Below are 26381 nucleotides of genomic sequence, written 5' to 3' on the forward strand. Positions count from 1 at the left end.
TAGCTAGCGCTGACGCCAGCACCAATACCGGAAACAACAAGGCCACCGAGAGGGTGGCCTTGTTGTTTATCAAGCAGCAGCGCGCTGTTTAGCTGTAGAAGGCTTCAACGGTGCCTTTGAGTTTGATCAGGATGGGTTGACCACGGCGATCCAGCGCCTTGGGGGAGGGGATCTTCACCCAACCTTCGCTGATGCAGTACTCCTCGACATCGGTGCGCTCTTTGCCGTTCAGGCGAATACCGATCGGGTGCTCGAAGCAGGCGGCCACATAGTGAGGGCTGCGGGGATTGCAGGATAGGTGATCCGGCAGAGCCGGTTTGATGCTGGTATCGCTCATCGATATAACCCGAAATGAATAAAAAGTGGGTCATTGTAGAGAATGCCGCCATGGCATTCAAGGAGGCCCAATACCGGCCAAGGCGGGCGGCCATCTATGTTGGCGCTCCGCTTATCCCCGTTGCCAATGCATCACCAACTCGGGGTGGCCGCTATGCTCGCACAACTGCTGCTCACCCTCTTTGAAACCGTTGCGGGAATAGAAGCGCCGCGCCTGCTCATTTTCGGCGTAGACCGTCAACTCGAGCCGGTCATAGTGTGCCTTGAGGTGATCGAGCAGTCGGCGACCCAGCTCGTGTGACTGCTGGTCAGGGGAGATAAACAACGCCGCCACAGTACCCTGATACCAGGAGATAAAGCCCAGTAGCTGTCCATCCTCCTCATAGACCCAGCTCTTGCTGGCGGGCAGATAGATATCCCGCATCGCTGCCCGTTGCTCATGCCAAAAGGCGGCGGGAATAAAGTCGTGGGCTTGTACCGATGCCTGATACCAGAGCTCGACGGCGGCATCCAGATCGGTGGCAGATAATGGGCGGATCATCGTGGCCTCAAAGTGTGGAAATAACGCAATTACGTAGGCTCGATAAGCGCAGCGTAATCGGGCATTCGCGGTAGCGAGAGGGGGGAGAGTTCTGCGCCACTCCTGGTTCGCCACCTTGGCCAAAATGACAAGGCTGTGATTTATGCAATCCCTGTTACCATATAGTGTCGCTCGACATTGACGGTTATTTTCCCCCAGCGGGAGGATTTGACTCTGGCCTGATGGGCTTGAAAAGCAGCCTCATCAAAAAACTCTTCGTATACATCGAATCGACAGGGATTGAGAGGGTCTTGAGTCACCTTAAAGATCAGGCAGCCTGTTTCAGCTCGGGTGAGCTGGATATGGTTATCAAGCTCATCCTTGACCGCAGCCAAATCGTTGGGGGGGACGATAATAAATCCTTTTAATATTACTCTGCTCATTATTCACCTTGAAGGTTGAGAGGCGCCATTATTTCATGTTGAATATTTTATTAGCATTCATTTCGGCAAACTGTCCTGATAAAGTCTGCGCCAAACTTTGTTAAAGTAAGTTCTTTTCTCTCTAGTCTTGTTGATGTTTGCTTGTCTTTTATAATTGTATTTTTCAGCGTTTGAATGTCATTTATTAAATCCACCATTACTCTTGGATAGTCTTCAACTCTACGAGGGACAGAGTAATGTTTTTTCCCCACAAACTTTACTAGATCTTCATTAGTGTAATCTCGATCTTGCCATGTTATTAACCCCAGGCGAATAAGGCTAGAATATGCTTTTTCCTTTGTGGAACTATCAAGCATTTCTTGCTTACAGAAATCACCAAACTCAGTGTAAAGCACCTTTGCATCCAGTGCCGTCATTTCACTAATCACTGAAGCATAGCTTGGGTGAACATCAGATTCATATTGCGTATCCGATGCGGACAATAAAAGCTGTGCGAATAGTTTTTGAATTTCAGGTTCTTCGGCAGAGTAGGCTACATTTTTTAATATGTTGCAGCCAAGGCGAAGTGTTGGCTCTATACGCTGTTTAAGAGGTATTTTTTCGTACCCTTCAGCATAAGTATCTCGAAATATTTTTAAATGAAAATTTAAAAAATCTGCAGGTAAACCAACAAGGTTGTCAACAACCTTCAATATCGTGTCTGCAGTTTTGCACATGGTTGAAATAGGTGCTGAAACAGCATCAACAATATCGCCTTTAAGTACAAGACCATCAGTTGTAATACTTATCTCTTTTTCACCCATTGAGTTTACCATCCTTAAACTAAGTCTTTTATAAATTATTGTCTGTTGGGCTTCATGGGTATCAGCACCGACAAGTAAATAAGGTGTATCGCCAAGTTAATCAAGCCAACGCTACCGCGCGACCATGATACCGATTGAGGCCGTTTGTGGAAGGGCTGAGGGGCGATAATCTGTGCCGGATCAATAAATTAAGGCGCTCAAAGTGCTGAAACGACAAGGCCCCCGATGTCGGGGGCCTTGTGATAGCGCCATCACTGGTGAGGCTGAGCAGGGCAATGTCGGTCAGGGCAAGTCCAGAGTAAAGCGGGCGCCGCCGAGGGGGGATTCATCGACCCGGATCTGGCCGCCGTAGCTGTGGACGATTTCGGTCACCACCGCCAGACCTATGCCCTGACCCGGCGAGCTGTCGGCCCGCACGCCGCGCTGGAAGATCTGTTCCGATTTGGCCGGATCGATTCCCGGGCCATCATCTTCCACTTCGATACGCAGCCGCTCGAGATGGCGGCGCACCGTCACCTTCACTTCGCTGATGGCAAACTTGCAGGCGTTGTCGAGCAGGTTGCCCATCAGCTCCATCAGGTCGCCCTGTTCGCCGTGGAAGAGGGCGTCATCGTCGAACTTGAAGTGGGTTTGCAGCTTCTTGTGGCGATAGACCTTGGTCAGGCTGGCCAGCAGTTTTTCAATCAGCGGCACCGGCTCGGTGCCCTTGCTGGCAAGGCGCTGGCGGCCAGTCACGGCCCGTCTGAGCTGATACTGGATCATCTGATCCATGGTGAGGATCTGCTCGTTGATGTTGTCGTGGATCTCCCGCCCCAGCTTCACTTCGCGGGTGGTGATCTGGATCAGCGCCAGCCGGGTTTTCAGGCTGTGGGCGAGATCGTTGAGGGCGTGCTGGTAGCGCTGGGTCTGCTGGCGTTCGTTCTCCAGCAGCTGGTTGATGGAGTCGGTCAGCGGGGCCAGCTCCCGCTCAAAATCGCTCGAGAGGTCATCGCGCTTTCCGGCCCGAATATCGTCGATCTGACGGGCGATGGTGCGCAGTGAGCTGAGGCTCCAGAAGGTGGTGAGCAGCAGTAGCCCGGCCAGCAGCATATAGGCGAGCAGCGCCTGTTTGGCGGTCTGGTAGAGGTAGGTGCGGGACTCTTCGTGATAACGTTTGGCCGAGTCGATCATCACCACATAGTAGGCGGTGGTGCCGCTGCCGGGATTGCGGATAAACCGCAGGCTGTAGACGAAGTAGCTCTCGCCGTTCTTGATGGTGTGCTTCTTGAAGAAGTAGTCGAGATCCATCCCCCCCAGATACTTCATCAGATCGCCGCAGATGGTCTGTTTGGCCTTGATCACCTCCGGCATATGGAGGCTCGACCAGACCAGATCGCCATCGGCGCGGCAGATCAGGGTATCGAGGTTGCGATCCCCCGCCCCACGGGATATCCGCCCCAGCTCGACGTTCGACCCCTTGTCATCCGGCTCGGTGGAGGAAAACAGCTTGGCCAGGTTCTCCTGCATCCGGGCGCTGGCCTTCTGGGTCTGCTCCTCGACGTGGCCAAGATAGAGGGCGTAGACGGCAAACCCCATGATCAGCGCGATGACCAGCAGCGAGCTGAGCAGCAGTTTGATGTGCAGTGAGCTGCGGATCATCTTGATAGGGCGCGGCAGATGAAACTGCATCAGTTACAGGAGAGGTTGAAGATGTAACCCTGACGCCGGATGGTGGAGATGGGTTGAATCGTTCCCTCCGGATCCAGCTTCTTGCGCAGGCGGCTCACCATCACCTCGATGGTGTTGGGGTCCCCCTCGCCGTCGCCGTAGAGCTGGTCGAGCAGTTGCTGCTTGGAGACCACCTGACGAGCGTTGCGCATCAGGTACTCCAGAATGAGGTATTCAAAGCTGGTGAGCACCGCCACTTCACCGGCGATGGTCAGCTCCTTGCGGGAGAGATCCAGCTCGTAATCACCGGCCTTCACCTTGGGCGAGATAAAACCGGCGCTGCGGCGCACCAGCGCATTGAGTCGGGCCAGCAGCTCATCTTTCTGGAACGGTTTGACCAGATAGTCATCAGCACCCGCTTCCAGTCCTTCGACCTTGTCCTGCCAGTTGCCACGGGCGGTCAGCACAATGATGGGGAAGGGGATCTGCCGTTCACGCAGTTGCCGGATCAGTTGCAGGCCGTCCATATCGGGCAGACCGAGGTCGATGATGGCCACATCAATGGGATAGTCGGCGGCGTAGTGCAGTGCAATCCCGGCCTGGTCGGTGCTGTAGACCTGATTGTCGGCTTCGGTCAGCAGAGAGGAGAGGTGGTGATTGAGCAGCTTGTCGTCTTCGACCAACAGAATTTTCATGATGTGAGCGGTCATAGGGATCCAGGCTGTCAATTAGAAAGTGTATGTCGCTTCGAGTCAATTCGAATCCTAATGCATCCCGGCTGTATCGGGACTGAATCAGCGGGACTTCAGAGTTCGCGCCAACTGGTCGTTTAACCATGGTCCGGGTTGTCGATGGCATGCTGGTCGGCAGCCATGCTGCGAAAGGTTTGATGTGATGAGAGAGATGGCCGGGAGGCTGCTGGCGCGACTGCAACAGCGTGAGCGCAGCGACCTCCTCTATATTGTCTGGCTCTGCTGGGGGGCAGCCTTGCTGCTCTACGTGCTGGGGTCGCCCTGTTTTTTGTGGCCAGTAGCGCCGATGCCGCTGGTTCTGCTTGTGTGGTTGGTGGAGAGAGTACGGATGTTTGGAAGAAACAAAGGTGGTGCGGCTGCTGCGTCGGCCGGCGCTACTGTGATTGCAGCCGGTGCCCGCTTCAAGGGCGAGTTGCAGGTGGAGGGGGATCTGGAGGTGCGCGGTCAGATCAATGGCACCATCCAGCTCATCGGTGGTGTGCTGCGCATCATGCAGGGCGGTAGCGTTGAGGGTGAGGTGAGTGCGCCCCACGTGATCATCAATGGTCTGCTGGAAGGCACCTGTACCTCCGCCGAGGTGGAGATCCTGGAGAGCGGCAAGATGCAGGGGATCTTCAAGGGGGGCAGTCTCTCCATCTGCAAGGGCGGCAACTTTGTTGGCCAGTCCCAGCCCACCGTGGCCGGCAAGGCCGATCCCGTGTTGCAAGCCTTGTCTGAAAACAGTTCGTCCGGGAGCAAGCAGCCGGAGAACAAGAGCAATGTGAAAAAGCTGCCGCACGAGCCGAAAGGCAAGCCGACCGAGGAGCTGGCCAAGCAGGCGTGATGCCGTTTGCCAGCGGTGCAGATGACGATGGTTCAGGAAAACAGAGAGGGGGCCACAATGGCCCCCTCTGCGTTTCCACGTTCCCCGTTAGCTGCGGCGCGGTGGCAGCATATTGGTGAGGGTGTTGTCTTTGAGAATATGGTGGTGATAGAGGGCCGCCACCGTGTGCAGGCCGATCAGGGCGTAACCGATATTGCCCAAGGTCTCGTGTACCTCCTTGATCAGCCCCTTGAGGTCCGGACTGGGGGAGAGCAGGGCAGGCAGCTCAAGCCCGAAGAAGGGGATGGGCTTGCCCGCGGCGCTTAGCAGCAGCCAGCCAAACAGCGGGGTCAGAATAAGAAAACCGTAGAGGGCGAGATGGGCCAGTTTTGCCAGCTTGTGCATGATCGGGGAGAGCTCGGGCACGATACGCGGCGTCGGGCTCATCCAGCGCAGGGCCAGTCTGACAAACACCAGGGCGAAGATAAGCAGCCCCAGCATAAAGTGCCACTCCTTCATCAGATCCCGACCCGGGTCGCCCTTGGGGAAGATATCGCGAAATTCGATCAGGGCGTAGACGGCGATCATGGCCCACAGGGTCAGCCAGTGCAGCCCGATATTCAGGGTGCCATAACGTTGTTCACTGTTCATCAGCATAGGTTTGTTCCTTCGAAGTGCTGTCACATCCGTGTGGCATCCCCGCACTCAAACGTGTCGGGGCGAGGCCAGATCCTTTGGCGGCAATAGCAGAGCTACCATGCTTGCCATACATCGATAGCCTGCTGCTGGCCTCAGTCAGAGAGGAGATGCCCTCTGCTGTCTGCATGGTATCACTGGCAACCGGGTGGATAGTCTGATCAATGCCACACAATTTACAGGCTCATTAAGCCCCTTGTGACGTGAAGAAGGCGTGAAATAGCATCAGTGATGTCGGCCCGCCCAGGTTCAGGCGGGCTCGATGGCCAGCACCACGCAATCCGGCTCGCTGATGCGAAAACGGACGTTGCAGTCAAACAGTCGCACCCCGTACTCCTTCTCATCGGGCTTGCCCTTCTTGTAGGCGGGGCGCGGATCTTGTGCCAGCACTTCGCTCACCAGCTGGCGCAGCTCGGGATGGGCCTTGAGCCAGGGTTGCAACTGCTGCTCGGCCTCGGCACTGAAGCTCACCGCCAGCGGCGGGGTGGGGGCGTCGGGGGCAAAACCACCACGGGCATCCGGCAGGCTGTCGGCATAGGGAATGTAGGGTTTGATATCGACGATGGGGGTGCCATCGAGCAGATCCACCGCTCCCAGCTCCAGCCACAGCTTGCCCCGCTCGCGACCGACCCCGTGCAGTTCGACCACAGAGAGGCCAAGCGGATTGGGGCGGAAGGTGGAGCGAGTTGCAAAGACGCCGACCCGTTCGTTGCCGCCAAGGCGCGGCGGGCGCACCGTCGGGTGCCAGCCCTGCGCCATGGTCTGGTGAAACACGAAGCTGAGCCACAGATGGGAGAACTGCTCGATGCCGCGCAGCACATCCGGCTGATCGTAAGGGGGGAGCAGCTCGAGGCGGGCGCGGGCTGATTTGACCAGACCGGGCTGGCGGGGGATGGCGAACTTCTCCTTGTAGGGAGAGCGGATGATCCCGAGGGTGTCGATTTCGAACTTCATGGCGGATCCTGACTGAAAACCCCGGCAATTTAGCACAGGTGGCCCCAAAACGCAGGCTTGGCCTCGTTACGCCAATTTCTACGGCGCTGCCGTGATCCCTGTCCCATCCCGGCCAGTCGGGGGCTGTGCCCGCGCGCCAAGTTGCGTAGGGTGGAGGCAACTGGCGTGTCAGGATGAAATGTGCGCACTCGCGCCGAAGGGGGAGGGAGAGGGATGAAACTGCTGATTATCGGTGGCACCGGCTTTTTGGGGCGCCACCTCACCGCGCTGGCGCTGGATTGGGGCCATGAAGTGACTCTGTTCAACCGTGGCCTGCACCAGCATCCGGACTGGCGCGATCTGGTGCAGCTCATCGGCGACAGGGACAAGAGCCTGAGCGCCCTGCAAGGGGCCGGGTTGCAGTGGGATCTCGTCATCGACACCTGCTGCTATCGCCCCGAGCAGGCGGCGAGCCTCTCGGCGGCCTTGCTAGGGTGCTGCGCACGGCTCATCTTTATCTCCACCATCAGCGTCTATCGCGATTTCTCAATGCCCGGGATGGATGAGTCTGCGCCGTTGCACCCTATCCCCGAAGGGGAAATGCCCACTGACTATGGCCCCCTCAAGGTGTTGTGCGAGCAGGAGTATCGCGCCCGCTGGGGCGAGCGGCTTTGCATCCTGCGCCCGGGCGTGCTGTGCGGCCCCCATGATCCCACCGGTCGCATGGCCTGGTGGATTAAGCGGGTGCAGCAGGGCGGGCCCTGGTTGCTGCCGGGCAGTGGCGAGGATCGCTTGCAGTATCTCGATGTGCGCGACTGTGCCGAGTTTGTGCTGCGTGCGGCCGAGCAGCAGTTGGGGGGCATATTCAACCTGCTCAAACCCGGTATTACCCTGAGTGACTGGCTGGAGCGGCTGAGCGCCCGGTTGCAGCCCGCTAGCCCCATCCAGCCCGAGTGGCAGCCCTGGTCCACCCTGATGGCAGCCGGTATCGAGCCCTGGCAGAGCTATCCCACCTTGCTGCCCTGCGCGCAGGCGGAGTTTGCCGGTTACGGCTCTATAAGCGCCGAGGCGGCCATCGTCCACGGGTTGAACTTCCGGCCGCTGGAGGAGACTGCCGCCGACCTTGCCCACTGGCTGGCCATCGAGCCTGCCGCCGGGGGGGCGGAACATGCCATGACTCTGGCCGAGGAGACTTCGCTGCGGCAGCAGCTGCTGGAGCCAAGTCTGCAATAGGAGAGGTGCATCGAGCCGCTGCTACCGAGCGTGGCGCGGCAGGTGTGAATACAACGAGAGAGGGCATCCCGCGGGATGCCCTCTCTGTCTATCCAATGTCTGATGGTTGCCGAATACAGGCTGACGCGATTTCCCATCCCATCGCTGTCGCTCGCTGAGTTAGCGGATGGCGGCCCCCGCGGCTACCAGCAGCTCTTTCAAGATGGCGCGATGGCAGCGGGACTCCTGCTCGCAGTAGCAACCCACCGACCGAGAGGTTGGTGGTATGAGAGAGGGCGGCCAGCAGCGCCAGATCGTGCCTGGCGGCAGGTTGCGCCATCTCGGCCTTGTACTGTTTGCCAAACGCTGCCCACTGGGCTGGTGTCTCGGCTGCCTGCCCCAGCTTCATGGTCTCGCTGCTGGGGGCAAGATTGGGGAACCAGACATCGTACCAATGCTGGCTGGCAAATTCGCTCTTGGGTACGCCGCGGGGTGGACGGCGCACCGTGCCGATCCGCAGCCCCTCATCGGGCAGGCGCGGGCTGCCAAGGCGAACGATAGCGAGGGCCATGACAGCGGGTTACTTCTCTTCGGCCACTTTCAGCGCCTGCCCGTAGCAGATCACCTGTTTCAGGCAGCCCGGGGTGTCGCTGAACTCGGCGCATTTGTCGATGGTGACGCCGTTGCCGCCCATGTCGGCTGCGCGGCGGCGGGCCAGGGTGCGCGCTTCACCGGCGTTGGGCACCGGCTGGTTGGCATCGGCCTGGCAGGATTCACCCTCGATGGTGCCGAGGTAGAGGTAGTTGAGGTCCGCCAGCTCATCCTGTTCATAGATGCGCACGCTACCGGGTTTGAAGTATTCGTCGAAGTTCTCTTTATCCAGATTGCTGTTGAAGGCGTAGTTGGCACAGCCGGAGGCAATCAGGGGCATCATCAGGATCAGGCGTTTCATCGTCTCGTATCTTGTGTCGGTGATGAGGACAGTAGAAATGCGCAGGCGCTCCATGTCGGCATCTTGTTGAATAATGAGGGGAACATTATAGGGGCCAGCCGCCTGCGGCGACCAGCCCCGTTTTGCGCCCGGTTGTCGGGGTGTGACCCCCATCAGCCTGATATCAAACAGGAGCCAGCCGCTGATAGAGGCTGCGGTAGTAATCATCCCCCAGCAGCTCGTTGTGAGGGGCGCAGAGGCGGATCTGTCCCTCTTCCATCAGGGCAATCCGGTCCATTTGCTCCATCCCCAGCAGGCGGTGGGAGATGAGCAGCAAGGTGCGATCAGCCCCGAGCCGGAACAGCAGATCCATGATCTCCCGCTCGGTCTGACTGTCGAGCCCTTCGGTCGGTTCGTCCAGCAGCCAGAGCGGCGCATCGTGCAGCAGGGCGCGGGCGATACCGATACGGCGACGCTCACCACCGGAGAGGGGGCGTCCGCCGTCACCGAGCCAGGCATCGAGGCCTGCCTCATCTTCCAGCAGATTGGCCAGTCCGACCTGGGTCAGCACCGCAATCAGCTGCTCGTCAGTGGCGGTCGGGGCGGCCAGCTTGAGGTTGCCCCTCAGGGTATCGGCAAACAGATGCACCCGCTGGCTCACCACCGAGATGGAGGCGCGCAGCGCCCCTTCGCTGTAGTCGGTGAGCGGCTTGCCATCGAGCAGGATCTTGCCAGCCTGCGGGCTCCACTCCCGGGTCAGAAGCCCCATCAGGGTCGATTTGCCGCAGCCGGTCTGGCCCAGCAGCGCCAGCTTCTCACCGGCGTGCAGCTGCAGGGTGCAGCCACGCAGCACCGGTTGAGGGTTGCCGGGGTAGCCAAAATAGAGGTCATTGATCTGAAGCGCGCCAGCGGTAGCGTGGGTCTGCTCGTCGCCCCACACGGGGGCTTTTGCCTCTTGCAGGATCTCGTTCAGGCGGCGTGCCGAGGTGAGGCTGGTGGAGAGGTGCTGGAAAGCCCCCGCCAGCGGCATCAGTGCCTCGAAGCTTGCCAGGGTGGCAAAGACCATCAGTGCGGTAATGGGGTCGGGCGCAGCGCCCGCTACCCCATGACCGGCCAGCCAGAGCATCAGGGTCAGGGTCCAGCCGCTCAGCAGTTGTACCGAGAAGTTGGCCAGCCCGCTCACCTTGGCCATCCGGGCCTGTGCGGTTAGCAGCGCCTGTTCGGCCTGTTGCAGCTCAACCAGCGCTTTGGGGGCGGCGGCAAACATCTGCAGTTCGGCCTGACCATCCAGATAGTCCACCATCCGGGTGCGCAGGGTCGATTTTTCGGCAATCAGCGCCTGACCGGGGCGACGGCCGAGGAAGTAGAACACCAGCGGCAGGGCGATCATGCCAAACAGCAGAATGGCCCCCAGGGTGAGGGCGAGACGGCTGTCGAAAAACGACAGGAAGAAGACCAGTCCGGCGGTGCTGAGCAGGGCCGCGCCTATGGGGGTGATTAGCCGCAGATAGACGTGATCCATCGCATCGATGTCTGCCACCAGTCGGTTGAGCAGATCCGCCTGACGGAAACCGGCCAGGGTACCGGTGGAGAGCGGCGAGAGTTTCTGCCAGAACCAGACCCGCAACCGGGTCAGCACCCGGAAGGTGGCATCGTGGCTCACCACCCGCTCACCCCAGCGACCGGCTGTGCGGACGATGGAGAAGAAGCGCACCCCGCCTGCAGGGGTCATGTAGTTAAAGGCATGGGTCGTCGCAACTGTCATCCCCGCCACGGCGGCGGCGGAGAGGAACCAGCCGGAGAGGGAGAGCAGCCCCATACCGGCGGCCAGGGTCACCAGCGCCAGCAGCAAACCAATGGTGAGGCTGAGCCAGTGTTGGCGATAGAGGCGCAGAAACGGCAACAGATCACTCATCGAGAGAACCTCCGGAACGTTGGGAGAGCAGGCGGGCAAAAGGCCCCTGCCCAGAACTAAGTTGCTGGAAGCTGCCTTGCTCCACCAGCTGGCCGCGGGCCAGCACCATTATCTTGTCCATCTTGGTAAGCTGGTCGAGGCGGTGGGTGATCATCAGCAGGGTCTGGCCAGCCATCGCCTGCTCGAGGGTGGTCATGATGGCGCGTTCGGAGTGGCGATCCAGACTGGCGGTCGGTTCATCGAGCACCATCAGCTGGGTTGATTTGAGCAGGGTTCGCGCCAGGGCGAGGCGCTGAGCCTGACCGACCGAGAGGCCGCCTGCCTGATCGCCGACCGGATAGTCGAGCCCCTTCTCCATGGCAAATTCCCACGCCTGTGCCCGTTTCAGGGCATCTTCCAGCTCGGCATCGCTGGCCGTTGGTTTGGCCAGCAGCAGGTTGTCACGCAATGAGGCGTGGAACAGCTGCGGGTTTTGCGAGAGCCAGCCCAGTTGCAGGCGCCACTGGCTCATGTCGAGGGTGGCGAGCTCCTGCCCGTTGACCTTGAGCTCACCGCGATAGGGGGCAAAGCCGAGCAGGGCGTTGACCAGCGAGCTCTTGCCTGCGCCGCTGACGCCGATGAGGGCGGTACGTGAACCGGCTTCCAGGGTGAAGTCGATGGGGCCGACCAGCACCTTGCCTTCGGCGCTCAGCACTTCAAGCCCTTTGGCTTCGACCTTGACCGGGCTGTCGGCATGGAACGGCGCCGTGCCTGCAGCCGGTTCGCTCACCTCGGCTTCGAGGAATTCAAGCAGCTGCTCGGCAGCGCCGATAGCCTGCGCCTTGGCGTGGTAGTGGGAGCCGAGTTCTCGCAGCGGGGCGTAGAACTCGGGGGCGAGAAACAGCACGAACAGACCGGTAAAGAGGGTGACCTTGACCCCATAGCTACCAAAGTTCAGATGGTCGATATAAGAGAAGCCGAAGTAGACGGCGACCAGCGCGACTGAAATGGCGGCGAAGAACTCCAGCACGGCGGTGCTCAAAAATGCCAGGCGCAGCACCTCCATGGTGCGCTCGCGAAAATCTTCCGAGGCGTCGCGAATGGCGTCACCTTCTGCCTGGGTACGCATAAAGAGTTGCAGCGTGCGCAGCCCCTTCAGGCGATCGAGGAAGTGGCCGGAAAGACGAGCCAGCGCCTGAAAATTGCGGCGGTTGGCATCGGCGGCGCCCACACCCACCAGGATCATAAAGATGGGGATGAGGGGCGCAGTGCCGAGCAGGATCAGACCTGCCGCCCAGTTGACCGGGAATACAGCCACCAGAATGACCACCGGAATAAAGACGGCGATGGCCATCTGCGGCAGATAGCGGGAGAAGAAATCCTGCATGTTTTCAATCTGTTCCAGCAGCAGGCTGGCCCAGCTACCGGCCGGACGGCGCTGTATATAGGCTGGGCCGAGACGACTCAAGCGCGTGAGCACCAGTTGGCGGATGGTCTGGCGCACCGCGCTGCCCGCCTTGAAACTGGCCACTTCGCGGCCGTAGGCCAGCGCCGCTTTGCCAAGCGTCACCAGCAGCAGGGTAATAAAGAGCGTGATGGATTGTTCAGGCGTTGAGCCTTCGATGATAAAGCCGTGCAACAGGGTCGCCAGCAGCCAGGCTTGCGCCACCATCAGAATGCCCTGGCCAAGGCCAAAAGCGATGGATATCGTGATCCAGCTGCGACCGTGACTCGATTGCTTGCGCAACCAGCCATAAAGACGTTTTTGCGTTTTTTTATCCATTACCACCATCCTCGCGTCGAGTGGCGCAAGACTATCCTTGCCGTTTGGCCTTGGCAACCTTGTAAATTATCTGTGTTGAAAATGTTTGATTGAAAAAGCAACCGTCTGTTCAATCCTTGTCCGAACAGATTGATTTATTGAAAAAAGTGGCAAAGGCGCCATTGCGCTCGGCGGCAAAATGCATATAGTAAGAGCCCTGACGCGGGTGTAGTTCAATGGTAGAACGGTAGCTTCCCAAGCTGCATACGTGGGTTCGATTCCCATCACCCGCTCCAAATTTCAGATGCCAGGCGGGCATCGTATAATGGCTATTACCTCAGCCTTCCAAGCTGATGATGCGGGTTCGATTCCCGCTGCCCGCTCCAGCTTCAAAGCGAAAAGCCCACTCCTGCGAGTGGGCTTTTTGTTTTTCATCTGTCTTGTGCGCCGTTCGACGTCACGCTCACGGTTTCTCAGCTTTTAAGGCAAACCGCAGAGACAGAAAAGGCGCCCAAGGCGCCTTTTCAGATCAACAGCGTCGCGGGAGCTTATTCCTGCTCCAGCTCACCACAGAAACGGTAGCCTTCGCCGTGGATGGTGGCGATGATCTCCGGAGTATCGTTAACGCTTTCGAAGTGCTTGCGAATGCGACGGATGGTCACATCGACGGTACGGTCGTGGGGCTTGAGCTCACGGCCGGTCATCTTCTTCAGCAGCTCGGCACGGGTCTGGATCTGGCCCGGGTTTTCGCAGAAGTGCAGCATGGCGCGGAACTCGGAGCGCGGCAGCTTGAACATGTCGCCAGTCGGGCTGACCAGTGCGCGGCTGTTGATATCCAGCGCCCAGCCGTTGAACAGGTAGCGCTCAACCAGCTTCTTCTCTTCGCCACCGGCAGCCACGTTCATGGTGCGGCTCAGCAGGTTGCGGGCACGGATGGTCAGCTCACGGGGGTTGAACGGCTTGGTGATGTAATCATCGGCGCCGATCTCCAGACCCAGAATCTTGTCCACTTCGTTGTCACGACCGGTCAGGAACATCAGAGCGATGTTGTCGTTCTCACGCAGTTCACGGGCCAGCAGCAGGCCGTTCTTGCCCGGCAGGTTGATGTCCATGATCACCAGATTGATGGTGTGGGAAGTGAGGGCCTGGTGCATCTCGTCGCCGTTGTTGGCTTCGAGCACGATGTAGCCTTCGGCTTCAAAAATGCTTTTCAGGGTATTGCGTGTGACCAGCTCGTCTTCGACGATCAGAATGTGTGGTGTTTGCATGAGTATTCCCAGATTCTTATCAGTTAATTATCTTAAATTTAACACTCTTTGGCGTTTCAAACCGATTTCCTGACTGATCCTGAAAATTTATTACGTCATCCTGGGTATGAGAGTCAGGTCGGAATATCGCGAATTAGGCATCAGTACCGGCAAGTATCCCTGTGCCACTTATAGGTTCCCGACAAGTCTGGTCGAGCAGAGCCTGGAAAGGTCGTCCATTACGAAAGTGGCCGCATTTTATCAGTTAACAGGAGCATAACAACACTCTTTGCCGTCAGATAGCAACTTTTTAACTCTGATTTGATATAGGTCAAACCCTGGTACAGCTGCATCATACTTGGCCTGAACCGGGTTTTCGCCCCTACAAAATGTAATGGAATGTAACATGTGATTGACATGAATTTGTGGGAAAACTACAAGAAAATCTGCTTTATCGCGCCATTTGAGCCACCAGGCTGGTCTGCCTTTGCCATCATCACAGCCTGGAATCCGGCCAGCCAGTGGGTCACACAACGACGCAATATGCGGCGGGAACGGGCGATGTGGCGCCATCTGACCGTGGATTTGCAGGTGCCCGTGGTGGGGCCGTTTTGGGGATCTGACCTGGACGAACGCTGGCAGGAGTCATCGCTGGCGGTGGCGCTATCCCTGCCACAAGCCCGTCAGCTGGCTGCCCGTTTTGGCCAGAACGCCATCTACTGGGTGGAGGATGGCCAGCTCTGGCTGATACCGGTATTGATGGATAAGTCAGCAGTTTGCTTGGGCAATATTGAATCCTTCTGGATTGCCAGAAACCTTGCCTGATGAAAGAATGAACACCTTCATGCATCTGAAAGGAATCAAATCATGCTGGATCTCCTGCCCGACCTCTGCGATCAACATGGCGACTTGCTGCAAGTGGCCGACCCGGTGTTTCAGGATTTTGGTGGCAAGGCCCTCTTTTATGGTCGCGCCGTAACGCTCTCCTGTTATGAAGACAACAGTCTGGTGCGGGATCTGGTGACCCGCCCCGGTCACGGCAAGGTGATGGTGATCGACGGCGGTGGCTCGCTGCGCCGTGCGCTGCTGGGCGATCAACTGGCGGTCAAGGCGGTGGAGCAGGGGTGGGAGGGGATCCTGATCCACGGCGCGGCGCGGGATGTGGGCACCCTGGCGACACTGGCACTCGGGGTCAAGGCGCTGGCGGCCTGTCCGGTCAAGACCGAGAAGCGGGGATTGGGAGAGCTGGGGGCCGTGGTCAGTTTTGCCGGTGTGACCATCCACGAAGGGGATTACGTCTATGCGGATCGCAACGGCGTAGTGGTAAGTGCCACGCCGCTGATCTGATTCAGAAGTTGAAACCGACCCCCAGGCTCAGTGCCTGATCGGCAGTGATGGCGCTGACGCCGTAGTTGGCGGTGAGGGAGAGTCTGGGGGTCAGCAGCAGGCTGGAGTTGAGCTCCAGCAGGGTGCTGGCCTTGTTGAGATCGAGATGCTTGATCTGGCTGCCGATATTGAATGCCGGAGAGAGCTGGTAGCGTATCCCCGAACTCATATTGAAACCGGATGTGCGATTCTGATCCGCTACCGCCGGGCCCGCTTCCATAAAGAGGGTTACATCATCCACCACCGGATACTGATAGCCGCTATTGACCAGCCAGAGATCAAAACTGTCGCTGTGATGGCTATGGCCATTGAGCAGCACACCCGAGTAACTTTTGACATAGAGAGACGGGTTGGATTGCGGCTGAACCACTGCCCAGTCGGCGGCCTGTGCGGCCATGCTGGCGCAGGTTGCAAGCAGTGTGATGATGAGTGATTTGACCATTCGTTTCCCCTCCCTGGGTCCGGAACTGAGCCTAAGCATGGCACATGCCAGCTGGTAGTAAAGTGAAGCGAGATCACAATAAAATCCTTTGGCATGGGCGTCAGCCATGATAAACAAGCTGCCGTATTGATGGCTCTAATCATTAAGAGGTGAATCCATGAACAAGAAACTGACTCTGCTGGCCGCGCTGGCACTGGGAGGCTGCGCAATGGCAACAGGTTCCAGCATGGCTCAACTGCAAGCATCCAGCTGGCAGCTGCAAGGCGCCACCGGCGATACCTTCACCCTGCAAGTGGTCGACGGCAAGGTGGCGGGCAAGGGCGGCTGCAACCGTTATTTTGGCGGTATCACCAAGCAGGGTGACGGTGTCTTGACGCTGGGCGCCATGGGCTCCACTCGCATGATGTGCATCGGCGACGCCATGAACAAAGAGACCGAGTTCCTGCAAAAGCTGGAGAAGGTGGCAACCTACTCCATCAACGGCAACCAGCTGACTCTGAGCGATGCCAACAAGGCGGCCCTGCTCACCTTCAACGCCGTGCCTGCCGCCAAATAAGGCACGCCGTTCGTCTGATTGCCCAGACAGCTTTGACTGCGCTGCCGGTCAAACGCTCTGATACGCCCTCCCTCTGGAGGGCGTCTGTTTATCTGCGATGAGCCCTGTGTGCTCGTCCGCAACGGTTGTTCACTCGTCGATTCTCCAGTCAGCCCGGTTTGATACCAGAACCTCGTATCTTTGCTTCGGTATGTATCTTGATCATTTCAATAACTCTTGTATAGTTGAAATGAAAGGTCGCACCAAGGGGAATGAAGATGAACAAAGAGATGGCCACCAAGGTCTTTGAATCACTGGCATCCGGCATCCGGCTCGATGTATGGCGGCTGCTGGTGAAGGCCGGGCTGGAGGGGCGGGTCGCCGGTGAACTGGCCTGCGAGCTCGATATTGCCCCCAATACCCTCTCGTTTCACCTCAAGGCGATGCTCAACACCGGTCTGCTGTCGGTGGAGCAGGAGGGGCGCTTTCTGCGCTACCGCGCCAATATTCCCCTGATGCTGGATGTGATCGCCTACCTTACCGAGGAGTGCTGCGCCGGTCATCCCGAGGCGTGCGGCGTGATGCGTGCCGAGTCAGCCTGCTCCCCCCATGTTCTGCCTGCGCAGCCCTGCTGCAACAAGGAGTAATGCCATGTCCTCCATTCAGATTTTTGATCCCGCCCTCTGCTGCTCCAGCGGTGTCTGCGGTACCGAGGTTGATCAGGCACTGGTCACCTTCGCTGCCGACCTTGCCTGGGCCAAGGAGCAGGGGGTGGCCATCGAGCGTTTCAATCTGGCCCAGCAGCCAATGCAGTTTGCCGAGACTCCTGCCGTCAGCGCTTTTCTGACCCACGCCGGGGAGGAGGGGTTGCCGCTGGTGCTGGTGGAGGGACAGGTGGTGTTGACCGGCCGTTACCCGAACCGCAGCGAGCTGGCCCGTTATGCCGGGTTGCCTGCGCCGCAAGCGGCCATCAAGGGGATCGTCAAGGGCGGCTGCTGCTCCGGCAGTGGTTGCTGCTGAGTCGCGACGCACCATTCGGGAGAGGCTATGTACCATTTTCTGACCAATCCACCGCCGTTTCTCTTTTTCACCGGCAAGGGCGGGGTGGGCAAGACCTCGCTGGCCTGCGCCAGTGCGGTGGCTCTCTGTGATATTGGCAAGCGGGTGCTGCTGGTGAGCACAGATCCTGCCTCCAACGTGGGGCAGGTGTTTGCCACCGAGATCGGCAATCGCGTCACCACCATCGCCGCTGTGCCCGGTTTGTCGGCGCTGGAGATAGATCCCCCTGCGGCGGCCAAAGCCTATCGGGAGCGGATCGTCGGGCCGGTGCGCGGCAAGTTGCCCGAGAGCGTGGTGCGCAGCATCGAGGAGCAGCTCTCTGGCGCCTGCACCACCGAGATCGCCGCCTTTGACGAATTCACCGCCCTGCTGACTGACCAAACGCTGCTGGCCGAGTATGACCATATCGTCTTTGATACGGCGCCAACCGGCCACACCATCCGGCTGCTGCAACTGCCGGGCGCCTGGAGCGAATTTCTGGAGCAGGGCAAGGGGGATGCCTCCTGCCTCGGCCCGCTGGCGGGGTTGGAGAAACAGCGCAGCCAGTATGCCGAGGCGGTCGCCGCACTGGCTGATGCCACTCGCACCCGGTTGGTGCTGGTGGCGCGGGCCCAACAATCCACTCTGCGGGAAGTGGCCCGCACCCACGAAGAGCTGGCCGCCATCGGCTTGTTGAACCAGCAACTGGTGATCAATGGCCTCTTCCCCGAAGGCGCCATTGCCGCAGATCCGCTGGCAATGGCGCTCTGGCAGCGCGAACAACAGGCTCTCGCCCAGATGCCGCAAGGGATAAAAGGGCTGGCGCAGGATCATATCCCGCTGCTGGCCACCAATCTGGTGGGGGTCGACAGTTTGCGGTTGTTGCTGCAATCAGAGGGAACAGCCGCTCAATTCTCGACAATACAGTCCACTGTCAAGCAAGCCCAGCCCGAGTTGAGTTCGCTGGTGGACGAGCTGGCCGCCGATTGTCACGGCCTTATCATGCTGATGGGCAAGGGCGGGGTGGGCAAGACCACCTTGGCGGCCGCTGTGGCAGTGGAGCTGGCGAGCCGCGGCCTGCCGGTGCACCTCACCACCTCGGATCCCGCCGCGCACCTGAGCGAGACGCTGGCAGCTAGTCTGCCCCATCTGGAGGTGAGCCGCATCGACCCCCACGCCGAGACCGAGCGTTACCGCGCCCAGGTGCTGGCCACCAAGGGAGCGGCCCTGGACGAGCAGGGGAGGGCACTGCTGGAGGAGGACTTGCGCTCCCCCTGTACCGAGGAGATTGCCGTGTTTCAGGCTTTCTCGCGCATCATTCACGAGGCGGGCAAGCGCTTCGTAGTGATGGATACCGCCCCCACCGGCCACACCCTGCTGCTGCTCGACGCCACCGGCGCCTACCACAGGGAGATCGCTCGCCAGATGGGAAACAAGGGGCTGCACTTCACCACCCCCATGATGCAGTTGCAGGACCCCAAACAGACCAAGGTGTTGATTGTGACGCTGCCCGAGCCGACGCCAGTGCAGGAGGCGGCCAATCTGCAATCCGATTTGCGCCGGGCCGGCATCGAGCCCTGGGGCTGGCTCATCAACCACAGCTTGCAGCAAGCCGCGGTCAGCTCGCCGCTGCTGCAACAGCGGGCCGAGCGCCAGTTGCCCCATATCGAGGCGGTCGAGCAGCAACATGCCAGCCGCTTCGCCGTGGTGCCGCTGCTCGCCGAGGAGCCGGTGGGGCCGGATGCCCTGCGCCGCCTCTGCCAGCACCATTGAGTCGCCGCCCCGGCCTGCTGCCGGGGCGGCTTGAATATGCCGTTACTTGTTATAAACCCGTGTTTTGAACCAATAGAAGATGCGAAATTGCGCCGCATCGGGAGCTGTGATGTCTGCAACATGTGATGCCAAGGCCGTGCCTGCCATCGGCTTTTTTGAACGTTATCTGACCGCCTGGGTCGCCCTCTGCATTCTGGTGGGGATTGGGCTCGGGCAGGGGTTGCCGGATCTCTTCAAGGCGATCGGCGCCATGGAGGTGGCCAAGGTCAACCTGCCGGTGGGGCTGCTGATCTGGGTGATGATCATCCCCATGCTGCTCAAGATCGACTTTGGCGCCCTGCATCAGGTGAAGGGCCACATGAAGGGCATTGGGGTCACCCTCTTTATCAACTGGCTGGTCAAGCCCTTCTCCATGGCCTTCCTCGGCTGGCTCTTTATCCGTGTGCTGTTTGCCGACTGGCTGCCGGCGGATCAACTCGACAGTTACGTAGCGGGGCTGATCCTGCTGGCGGCGGCCCCCTGCACCGCCATGGTGTTTGTCTGGAGTCGCCTCACCAACGGCGATCCCTACTTCACCCTGTCGCAGGTGGCGGTGAACGACCTCATCATGGTGTTTGCCTTCGCACCGCTGGTGGCGCTGCTGCTCGGGGTCTCCAGCATCATAGTGCCGTGGGATACCCTGCTCACTTCGGTGGTGCTCTATATCGTCATTCCGGTCATCATCGCCCAGCTGCTGCGCAAGGCTTTGCTGAAAAAGGGAGAGGCCCATTTTGACGGCGTCATGACCCGCATCCAGCCCTGGTCGGTGGCGGCCCTGCTGCTCACTCTGGTGCTGCTGTTTGCCTTTCAGGGCAACGCCATCATTGAGCAGCCGCTGGTTATCGCCCTGTTGGCGGTGCCCATTCTGATCCAGGTGCTATTCAACTCCGGGCTGGCTTACTGGCTCAACCGCAAGGTGGGGGAGAAGCACTCGGTTGCCTGTCCTTCCGCCCTGATCGGCGCCTCCAACTTCTTCGAGCTGGCGGTGGCCGCCGCCATCAGCCTGTTCGGCTTTCACTCCGGCGCGGCGCTCGCCACCGTGGTTGGCGTGCTGATCGAGGTGCCGGTCATGCTGCTGGTGGTGCGGGTGGTTAACGCCAGCAAACCCTGGTACGAAGCGGGGCTGAGCCGTTAACTGATGGCCGCTAACAGCTGGCCGCGAACTGATGCTATCCATTTTCTATTCACTTGATTAATGAGAGACACGCAAATGAGTGCAATCACCATCTATCACAACCCGGAGTGTGGTACCTCCCGCAACACCCTGGAGCTGATCCGCAACAGCGGCGTGGAACCCACTGTCATCCACTATCTGGAGACGCCCCCCTCCCGTGACCAGCTGGTGGCGCTGATCGCCGCCATGGCCATGCCGGTGCGCGATCTGCTGCGCAAGAACGTGCCGCCTTACGAGGCGCTTGGGCTGGCGGAAGATCGTTTCAGCGATGATGAACTGATCGATGCCATGCTGGCCCACCCCATCCTCATCAACCGGCCTATCGTGGTCACGCCGCTTGGCACCAAGCTGTGCCGTCCGTCGGAAGTGGTGCTCGATATTCTGCCCGATCAGCAAAAAGGGGCCTTCGCCAAGGAGGATGGCGAGCAGGTGGTGGATGCGAGCGGCAAGCGCCTCAAGTAATCATCTGAACGCTCAAGTACGGATTGAAACAGGGCCAGCTTCACGCTGGCCCTGTTTCGTTGTGTGAACAAGTTGAAAAAGTTACTCCGGCCAATCGTTTTACCGCTTTTTCTGTGACGATGATCACTGTACCATCGCCGCCCGACCTGCCACCCGGCCGCATCTCCCCCTGCGACGGCGCTGGCGTCACCCGATACATGCTGTCACCCGGAACGTGAATGACCCCAGGATGGGACCCGCCACTAACCTGTAGGTTTGTGGTCTGCGTGTCGCGTGGGTCGGCACTTCTCCCGCCGGATCGCCCGCGACGCCTGTCTGCAGACTTGCCATATGAAACTCCTCTCTTCATAGGTGCAAGATGACACTGTTATTGAGTCTGGTCGGTATGCTGGCCCTGATGTTTATCGCCTGGCTGGCGAGTGAAAACCGCCGAGCCATCCGCTGGCGAACCGTGCTGGGGGCGCTCGCCCTGCAAACCGGTTTTGCTGCGCTGGTGCTCTATTTCCCCCCCGGACAAATCATGCTCGGTGCCATGAGCAATGGCGTCTCCGCCCTGCTCGGCTTTGCCGACAGCGGTATCCGTTTCGTGTTTGGCGATCTCGCCAGCAACGGTTTTATCTTCGCCGTGCGGGTGCTGCCGCTGGTGATCTTTATCAGCGCGCTGATCGCCGTGCTCTACCACTTCGGCATCATGCAGTGGGTGATCCGGGTACTGGGCGGCGCCATTCATCGTCTGCTCGGCACCAGCCGCGCCGAATCCCTGGTGGCCACCGGCAACATCTTCCTGTCGCAAGGGGAGTCGCCGCTGCTGATCCGTCCCTTCCTCGCCGGTATGACCCGCTCTGAACTCTTTGCGGTGATGACCTGTGGCATGGCTTCGGTGGCGGGCTCGGTGCTGGGCGGTTACGCCGGTCTGGGTGTGGATCTTAAATACCTCATTGCCGCCTCCTTTATGGCTGCGCCGGGTGGTCTGCTGATGGCCAAACTGCTGGTGCCGGAGCAGCAACAGGTAAGCGATCAGACCGAGATCACCCTCGACAAGAGTGACTACAGCAACGCCATCGACGCACTGGCGGGCGGCGCCATGGGTGGTATGAAAATCGCTGTGGCCATCGGCACCATCCTGCTCGCCTTTGTCAGCGTCATCACCATGATCAACGCCGGTCTCACCACCGTCGGCGAGTGGTTCGGTTGGGCCGATCTCTCCCTGCAGCAGCTGCTGGGTTATCTGTTTGCCCCGGTGGCCTGGCTGATTGGCGTGCCGGCCAGCGAGATGATGGCGGCAGGCTCCCTGATTGGTCAGAAGGTGATCATGAACGAGTTCGTCGCCTATCTGGACTTTGCCAATATCAAGGCTGACCTGAGTGCCCACACCCAGATCATCATCACCTTTGCGCTGTGCGGTTTTGCCAATCTGGGCTCCATTGCGGTGCAGCTCGGCTCCATCGGCACCATGGCGCCGGAGCGCCGTCACGATGTGGCCAATATGGGCTTCAAGGCGGTGCTGGCGGCGACCCTCGCCAACCTGATGAGCGCCACCCTGGCCGGGATCTTTGTCTCCCTCTGATGAGATAAAGTCAGGTTGCGCCAGTAAAAAAGCGCCCGCCCCATGTGGGGCGGGCGCTTTGCTTTATGGGCAGGGGGCTAGCGAGCGTTCGCTTCCCCCAGCCGTGGGTTGAGGGAGAGGATTCGGGTCTTGCTGACCCGGTGGCGATAGATCTCCCGCAGATAGAGCAGCGCCTTTTTCACCGATTCGCGGCTGAGGCGAATATCGTTGATGGAGACGAACTTCTCCTTCTCGCGGATAAGCTCCCGATATTTCTTCTCATACATGGGCTTGATGGCGTACCAGTTGGTATCGAGGATCTTGGCCGGGTTCTCGAACTCGTTGAGCATGCTGTCGAGCAGCGCATCGTTCCACTCCTCATTGCAGATCATCTCGATCACCGCCTTGTCCAGATGCTCATCGAAGCGATAGTGATCCTTGGCAAAGCAGCGCTTGATAAAGGCCACGATCAGGGTCAGGAAGTCATCGCTCAGGCAGGGGCTCTTGACGATCAGGGTGGTGAGGGAGATGTTGGCCGACGCCCCGATGACCAGCGCATAGCGCTTGAGGGTGGTATTGGGGAAGAGCCCGTTGAGGTGAGACTTGAGCCGGTTGAGATCCATATAGGAGAGCTTGTACTCCTTGGGCAGGGAGATGATCGACACCACGGAGGAGCAGTTCTTGAAGAAGTGCAGCTCGTTGAGGTGGGCCGGGTCATGGCCACTTTTTACATAGTCGTCCAGATACTCCCGATAGTTGCCCGCCTCGATGGGCAGCAGACTGATCCCCTCGATGGCCTGGGTCATCTTGTTGAAGTGGGGCAGCTCGATGGAACGGGTGAAGAGATCGTCCACATTGAGCCCGTCCTCCTTGTCAAACAGGCCGCCGGGGGGCGAGATGGACTCGGCATACGCCACCGCCACCGGCCCCGCCAGACTCATAAAGAGGTCGTTGGCATCGAGCCGAATGGTCTCGCTGATATCGATACCCGCCCGGCGAAAGTAGTTCTCGTCGTAGTCGGTGGTGACGGCCTGAGCGGTAAGAATGTTGAAGATCTGCTGTGAGATGTATTGGTTGGCGTACTTCTCCATGGTGTTGACGTCAACATGCTGGATCTCGCCATCGTCGCTCTCTTCGGCGTAGCGCATGATGTCGTTGGAGATCAGCATCATGGCATTCCAGGGCCTGATCCGCTTGAGCATGCTGGCATCGCAAGCCTGCTCGTTGTCGAAGTGATAGGAGAAGTCCCACTCCTCGGCCAGATACTTGCACAGCAAACGCCCGGCGTTGATGTGCAGCGCTTCCGAGATCTCGATACCCCGATCACAGATATTGGGCAGGATGCAGATGCCGCTGGTGAAGATGGGATCGAACATGAAGTGCTCCCCGAGGGAGAGGTGCTCCTCCTCTTCTGACGGGGGCGAAAAGGTCTTGCTCATGTAGGAGTACTGCTGGGCCAGCCCGAACTCGGAGGCCATGCCGGAGCCGGTGCCGCCCCCGGCACTGAAGATGTAGAAATAGAGGCGGGACTGGTTGGCCTTGATGCCGCAGGAGTCCACCAGATAGGTATGAATGGCCTGCCACTCGGAGTTGGCGAAGTAGTGGGGGCTCTTGTTGAGGATGATCTTGGCCAGATACTGGCCAAGGATGGGGGCGTTACCCGCGCCACCCGCGTGGATCTCCGACAAGTCCATCACCCGCATCTTGGCGTAATCACGCAAGGAGCCACCTTCGCCGCTGCGATTGGAGTGGCGGATACGGCCATCGATGTCCTTGTCCAGATCCCCCAGCATCACCATGGGCTCGATCAGAAAGACCGGCCGGGCCCCGTTGTTTGGCAGCCGCAGATTGCGCCGGATCCAGCTCACCGGGCCAAACTCCTTCTCCCGCTTGCGTTGCTCTTCACTGTTGAACTCATTGAGATAAAAGCTGCGGGCGTTGTAGACCAGCGAGGCCACATCCTGCGCGATGTTGGAGCCGCAGCGTCCCAGCCCCACCAGACAGACGGACGGAAAGTTGTGGGGCACGGCGGCGCCCGTTTCGCTCTCTCCGATGGCGGCGGGAAACACCGCGTGGCGCAGCTGTTCCAGATTGGCGAGAATGCGGGCCAGATCCCCTTCGGTGTAGTAGAGGTAACGGTTGCCTGCGTCCTGCTCATCATCCGTGTTGATAGGTAGCAGATCGATATGCTCGGTCATGAAAAAAGATCCCTCTTGGCGGCGAATGTATATAAATCAGCAGCTTTGCACTGCCCGCTAACTCTAGATGATAAAAAGCGGGGGCGCGGTGAGAGGAGGGCGAGAGTTGTGACTGTGTGATCATGGGCACAGCAACATCCCGGAAATCTGCCGCTACTCCTCAACGGACGGATGGGGCAACGGCGCCCCATTCTCCTGAAAAGGGGGACGACTGCACTCAATCATGTGTTGGCCGCGTGCCGGATTATCCCGTTCTGAACGGCCTGTTTCTCTTGCGCTGGCGTGGTGGAACAAACACGAAAAAGAATTTTTAGATTGGTTTTACTATTTCCAATCGATTATTTGATTGGGCAGTAACGGCATTAGCGGTGTCAGATTAGGGGAGCAGGTTGGCCAACGCGCCGTCAGCCAGTCTTTACGCGGTCACACAAGGAGACACTCTGATGGAAACACTTGACCAGAAAATCGACACCATGCGAGAAGCATTTATGCAGCAGGAGCGCAAACAGGCCCACGACAAGTGGCAAGCCAGGGTCGAGGAGCTGCTACAGATACGGGGTGAGGAGAGACAACCGGAGGAGCAGGAAGAGTAGTGTTCGCTCCCGGGCGAAAGTTGAGGTAGCGAACCCTTCGTATCGGCTACCCGTTATCTACCACCGATAAAAAAACCACCGACCTTTTGCAGGTCGGTGGTTTTTTTTATGGATTGCGGCTGATTGGGTGGCCTGACTTCCGGGCCGAGCAATTGGGTCACATCCAGGGCGTAGGGACGCGCCTACTTCGAATGGGTGACGGGCTCTTCGGAGAGCAACTCGTTAACGAGTCCAACTGCTAAATGAATATTCGACTCCATCTTGTCGCCGTTCACCGCGTTCGCTTTCCACGATTCAGGGGCTTCGGGATGTGGCCCGGAAACCGCCACCTTGCCTTTGCCGTATGAGCTGATCAGCGCGGCAATATGATGGTTTTGAAAATGGGCGATGACCTTGACCTGCTCGGGGCTTGGCACCGGCGTAAATTGCGGGCCGGCCTGGTAATACATCTGGCGCTCTTCACCAAGCCAGCTGATCGGGAAGATCCTGGCGCTAAAGTCGCCGTCATAATCATCGGATGTCGCAGGAACAAGGCTCAGCGCCGGCACAAAGCCCTCTTCTTCAGACCAGCCGGTGGATGCCACAAAGGCACCCCCACAGATCCCGAGGTAGCGGCCACCATTCTGCAAATAGGTTTTTAACGCCGAACGCGCTTGCGGGGTAAACGCCTTGAGGAGCGGCTCAACATCGTCCTCAGTACCGCCAACGATAAACACCCTGGCATTATCGAGCTCTGCAGGCAGCGCCTCGAGATTGGAGAGATACCTCACTGGCAACCCCACCTGCTTGACCACATCCGCAATCGCTTTGGTGCTATCCCCATCAGAAACCGGCCCGTTATAGATCAGCGCGTACGGCTCTTGTTTCGGTTGTGCAGAGGCGGCCTCAGCCATGCATCCTGTCATTAACCAAAGGCTGATAACGCTCGCAATCCGCACGAGGCTTTTTGATACATTCATCGCTGCCACTATCCCTGTGATATGAACCGAAGAGACTACTTATCACGATCCCGTTCTGCATGTCAGCCGCTGTTAAATGAACATTTCAAGTTAACGCGCCAACGCTGATTGGAGCTGCGTTTAGCTAACAGCGAGCCAATACAGAGGAAACAAAGGAAAGAAGCTCAGCCCCGGCTTTGGGGACGCGCGCAACAGCCGTTTTTATCACTTTCTGAGTGACACCTCTTATGGCTGATGGAGAAGGATTCGAGGGGGATA

The 26381-nt window shown here is 59.0% G+C and carries 27 protein-coding genes, 2 tRNA genes and 1 pseudogene; 14 read left to right on the forward strand and 16 right to left on the reverse strand.

Annotated features, from left to right (window positions below; genetic code table 11):
- Positions 1-88: 88 nt before the first annotated feature.
- The 6 genes from AB5Y84_RS06700 to AB5Y84_RS06725 form a co-directional block, all read right to left on the reverse strand.
- Positions 89-337 (reverse strand): DUF3297 family protein, encoded by a 249-nt coding sequence (locus AB5Y84_RS06700; RefSeq protein ID WP_368176624.1) that lies wholly within the window; start codon positions 335-337, stop codon positions 89-91.
- A 111-nt stretch (positions 338-448) separates the two neighbouring features.
- Positions 449-877, reverse strand: coding sequence for an N-acetyltransferase (locus AB5Y84_RS06705; protein ID WP_368176625.1), 429 nt, complete (start codon positions 875-877; stop codon positions 449-451).
- Positions 878-1017: 140 nt separating this feature from the next.
- A complete protein-coding gene (locus tag AB5Y84_RS06710; protein ID WP_335878087.1) occupies positions 1018-1299 on the reverse strand; it encodes a putative quinol monooxygenase in 282 nt (93 codons plus the stop codon).
- A gap of 50 nt (positions 1300-1349) precedes the next feature.
- Positions 1350-2102, reverse strand: a complete 753-nt coding sequence (locus AB5Y84_RS06715) for an Abi-alpha family protein (RefSeq protein WP_368176626.1) — start codon at positions 2100-2102, stop codon at positions 1350-1352.
- Between the two features lie 282 nt (positions 2103-2384).
- The gene (locus AB5Y84_RS06720; protein ID WP_005338217.1) at positions 2385-3770 is read right to left on the reverse strand and encodes an ATP-binding protein; all 1386 of its coding nucleotides are present in this window, start codon (positions 3768-3770) and stop codon (positions 2385-2387) included.
- Positions 3770-4444, reverse strand: coding sequence for a response regulator transcription factor (locus AB5Y84_RS06725; protein WP_040066247.1), 675 nt, complete (start codon positions 4442-4444; stop codon positions 3770-3772). The genes AB5Y84_RS06720 and AB5Y84_RS06725 overlap by 1 nt, the downstream gene beginning before the upstream one ends.
- Positions 4445-4643: 199 nt before the next feature.
- Here AB5Y84_RS06725 and AB5Y84_RS06730 point away from each other — a divergent pair, with 199 nt between their 5' ends.
- On the forward strand, positions 4644-5324 hold the full coding sequence (locus AB5Y84_RS06730) for a polymer-forming cytoskeletal protein (protein WP_368176627.1): 681 nt from the start codon (positions 4644-4646) through the stop codon (positions 5322-5324).
- Between the two features lie 87 nt (positions 5325-5411).
- On the opposite strand, the gene AB5Y84_RS06735 is transcribed toward AB5Y84_RS06730, so the two are convergent.
- Both AB5Y84_RS06735 and tsaA read right to left on the reverse strand, forming a co-directional pair.
- Positions 5412-5960 (reverse strand): cytochrome b, encoded by a 549-nt coding sequence (locus AB5Y84_RS06735; RefSeq protein WP_005350133.1) that lies wholly within the window; start codon positions 5958-5960, stop codon positions 5412-5414.
- Positions 5961-6248: 288 nt separating this feature from the next.
- A complete protein-coding gene (gene tsaA / locus AB5Y84_RS06740; RefSeq protein WP_042081000.1) occupies positions 6249-6953 on the reverse strand; it encodes a tRNA (N6-threonylcarbamoyladenosine(37)-N6)-methyltransferase TrmO in 705 nt (234 codons plus the stop codon).
- A gap of 213 nt (positions 6954-7166) precedes the next feature.
- Here tsaA and AB5Y84_RS06745 point away from each other — a divergent pair, with 213 nt between their 5' ends.
- Positions 7167-8165, forward strand: coding sequence for an NAD-dependent epimerase/dehydratase family protein (locus AB5Y84_RS06745; protein WP_368176628.1), 999 nt, complete (start codon positions 7167-7169; stop codon positions 8163-8165).
- A gap of 159 nt (positions 8166-8324) precedes the next feature.
- Here the strand turns inward: AB5Y84_RS06745 and AB5Y84_RS06750 are convergent.
- The 4 genes and pseudogenes from AB5Y84_RS06750 to cydD form a co-directional block, all read right to left on the reverse strand.
- A pseudogene (locus AB5Y84_RS06750) lies at positions 8325-8715 on the reverse strand (DUF488 domain-containing protein).
- A 9-nt stretch (positions 8716-8724) separates the two neighbouring features.
- Positions 8725-9096: an Rcs stress response system protein RcsF gene (gene rcsF / locus AB5Y84_RS06755; protein WP_013723982.1), complete on the reverse strand. Its 372-nt coding sequence runs from the start codon at positions 9094-9096 to the stop codon at positions 8725-8727.
- Between the two features lie 163 nt (positions 9097-9259).
- The gene (cydC, locus tag AB5Y84_RS06760) at positions 9260-10990 is read right to left on the reverse strand and encodes a cysteine/glutathione ABC transporter ATP-binding protein/permease CydC (RefSeq protein ID WP_368176629.1); all 1731 of its coding nucleotides are present in this window, start codon (positions 10988-10990) and stop codon (positions 9260-9262) included.
- A complete protein-coding gene (gene cydD / locus AB5Y84_RS06765; protein ID WP_368176630.1) occupies positions 10983-12752 on the reverse strand; it encodes a cysteine/glutathione ABC transporter permease/ATP-binding protein CydD in 1770 nt (589 codons plus the stop codon). The genes cydC and cydD overlap by 8 nt, the downstream gene beginning before the upstream one ends.
- A gap of 201 nt (positions 12753-12953) precedes the next feature.
- Between cydD and AB5Y84_RS06770 the strand changes: the two genes are divergently transcribed.
- Both AB5Y84_RS06770 and AB5Y84_RS06775 read left to right on the forward strand, forming a co-directional pair.
- Positions 12954-13027 (forward strand) — tRNA-Gly (locus AB5Y84_RS06770).
- Between the two features lie 15 nt (positions 13028-13042).
- Positions 13043-13117 (forward strand) — tRNA-Gly (locus AB5Y84_RS06775).
- Positions 13118-13279: 162 nt separating this feature from the next.
- Here AB5Y84_RS06775 and arcA read toward each other — a convergent pair.
- Entirely contained in the window at positions 13280-13999 is a 720-nt protein-coding gene (arcA, locus tag AB5Y84_RS06780) for a two-component system response regulator ArcA (RefSeq protein WP_005338193.1), read from the reverse strand.
- A gap of 396 nt (positions 14000-14395) precedes the next feature.
- On the opposite strand from arcA, the gene AB5Y84_RS06785 reads away from it, so the two are divergent.
- The gene (locus AB5Y84_RS06785; protein ID WP_368176631.1) at positions 14396-14803 is read left to right on the forward strand and encodes a DUF3293 domain-containing protein; all 408 of its coding nucleotides are present in this window, start codon (positions 14396-14398) and stop codon (positions 14801-14803) included.
- Between the two features lie 42 nt (positions 14804-14845).
- Positions 14846-15325 carry a putative 4-hydroxy-4-methyl-2-oxoglutarate aldolase gene (locus tag AB5Y84_RS06790; RefSeq protein ID WP_005338188.1) on the forward strand — a complete coding sequence of 160 codons (480 nt, stop codon included), beginning with the start codon at positions 14846-14848 and terminating at the stop codon, positions 15323-15325.
- 1 nt (position 15326) lies between these two features.
- On the opposite strand, the gene AB5Y84_RS06795 is transcribed toward AB5Y84_RS06790, so the two are convergent.
- Positions 15327-15806 carry a hypothetical protein gene (locus tag AB5Y84_RS06795; protein WP_042054960.1) on the reverse strand — a complete coding sequence of 160 codons (480 nt, stop codon included), beginning with the start codon at positions 15804-15806 and terminating at the stop codon, positions 15327-15329.
- Between the two features lie 157 nt (positions 15807-15963).
- Between AB5Y84_RS06795 and AB5Y84_RS06800 the strand changes: the two genes are divergently transcribed.
- The 7 genes from AB5Y84_RS06800 (at position 15964) to AB5Y84_RS06830 (ending at position 22394) form a co-directional block, all read left to right on the forward strand.
- On the forward strand, positions 15964-16362 hold the full coding sequence (locus tag AB5Y84_RS06800) for an META domain-containing protein (RefSeq protein WP_005359119.1): 399 nt from the start codon (positions 15964-15966) through the stop codon (positions 16360-16362).
- A 257-nt stretch (positions 16363-16619) separates the two neighbouring features.
- On the forward strand, positions 16620-16988 hold the full coding sequence (locus AB5Y84_RS06805; RefSeq protein ID WP_335847965.1) for a helix-turn-helix domain-containing protein: 369 nt from the start codon (positions 16620-16622) through the stop codon (positions 16986-16988).
- Between the two features lie 4 nt (positions 16989-16992).
- The gene (arsD, locus tag AB5Y84_RS06810; protein WP_106842498.1) at positions 16993-17361 is read left to right on the forward strand and encodes an arsenite efflux transporter metallochaperone ArsD; all 369 of its coding nucleotides are present in this window, start codon (positions 16993-16995) and stop codon (positions 17359-17361) included.
- 27 nt (positions 17362-17388) lie between these two features.
- Positions 17389-19152, forward strand: coding sequence for an arsenical pump-driving ATPase (arsA, locus tag AB5Y84_RS06815; RefSeq protein ID WP_368176632.1), 1764 nt, complete (start codon positions 17389-17391; stop codon positions 19150-19152).
- Positions 19153-19261: 109 nt separating this feature from the next.
- Complete coding sequence (arsB, locus tag AB5Y84_RS06820; RefSeq protein ID WP_005338173.1) at positions 19262-20326, forward strand: ACR3 family arsenite efflux transporter; 1065 nt, start codon at positions 19262-19264, stop codon at positions 20324-20326.
- 75 nt (positions 20327-20401) lie between these two features.
- Positions 20402-20827 (forward strand): glutaredoxin-dependent arsenate reductase, encoded by a 426-nt coding sequence (arsC, locus tag AB5Y84_RS06825; RefSeq protein ID WP_005338171.1) that lies wholly within the window; start codon positions 20402-20404, stop codon positions 20825-20827.
- Positions 20828-21185: 358 nt separating this feature from the next.
- Positions 21186-22394: a NupC/NupG family nucleoside CNT transporter gene (locus tag AB5Y84_RS06830; RefSeq protein WP_021230483.1), complete on the forward strand. Its 1209-nt coding sequence runs from the start codon at positions 21186-21188 to the stop codon at positions 22392-22394.
- Between the two features lie 77 nt (positions 22395-22471).
- On the opposite strand, the gene AB5Y84_RS06835 is transcribed toward AB5Y84_RS06830, so the two are convergent.
- The gene (locus AB5Y84_RS06835; RefSeq protein WP_042080991.1) at positions 22472-24571 is read right to left on the reverse strand and encodes a hypothetical protein; all 2100 of its coding nucleotides are present in this window, start codon (positions 24569-24571) and stop codon (positions 22472-22474) included.
- 443 nt (positions 24572-25014) lie between these two features.
- On the opposite strand from AB5Y84_RS06835, the gene AB5Y84_RS06840 reads away from it, so the two are divergent.
- Positions 25015-25164, forward strand: a complete 150-nt coding sequence (locus tag AB5Y84_RS06840) for a hypothetical protein (RefSeq protein ID WP_005338159.1) — start codon at positions 25015-25017, stop codon at positions 25162-25164.
- A gap of 182 nt (positions 25165-25346) precedes the next feature.
- On the opposite strand, the gene AB5Y84_RS06845 is transcribed toward AB5Y84_RS06840, so the two are convergent.
- On the reverse strand, positions 25347-26123 hold the full coding sequence (locus AB5Y84_RS06845; RefSeq protein WP_368176633.1) for a BPL-N domain-containing protein: 777 nt from the start codon (positions 26121-26123) through the stop codon (positions 25347-25349).
- Between the last annotated feature and the right edge of the window lie 258 nt (positions 26124-26381).

The sequence above is a fragment of the Aeromonas sp. s11 genome, assembly GCF_040907945.1.
Classification (GTDB): Bacteria; Pseudomonadota; Gammaproteobacteria; order Enterobacterales; family Aeromonadaceae; genus Aeromonas; species Aeromonas veronii.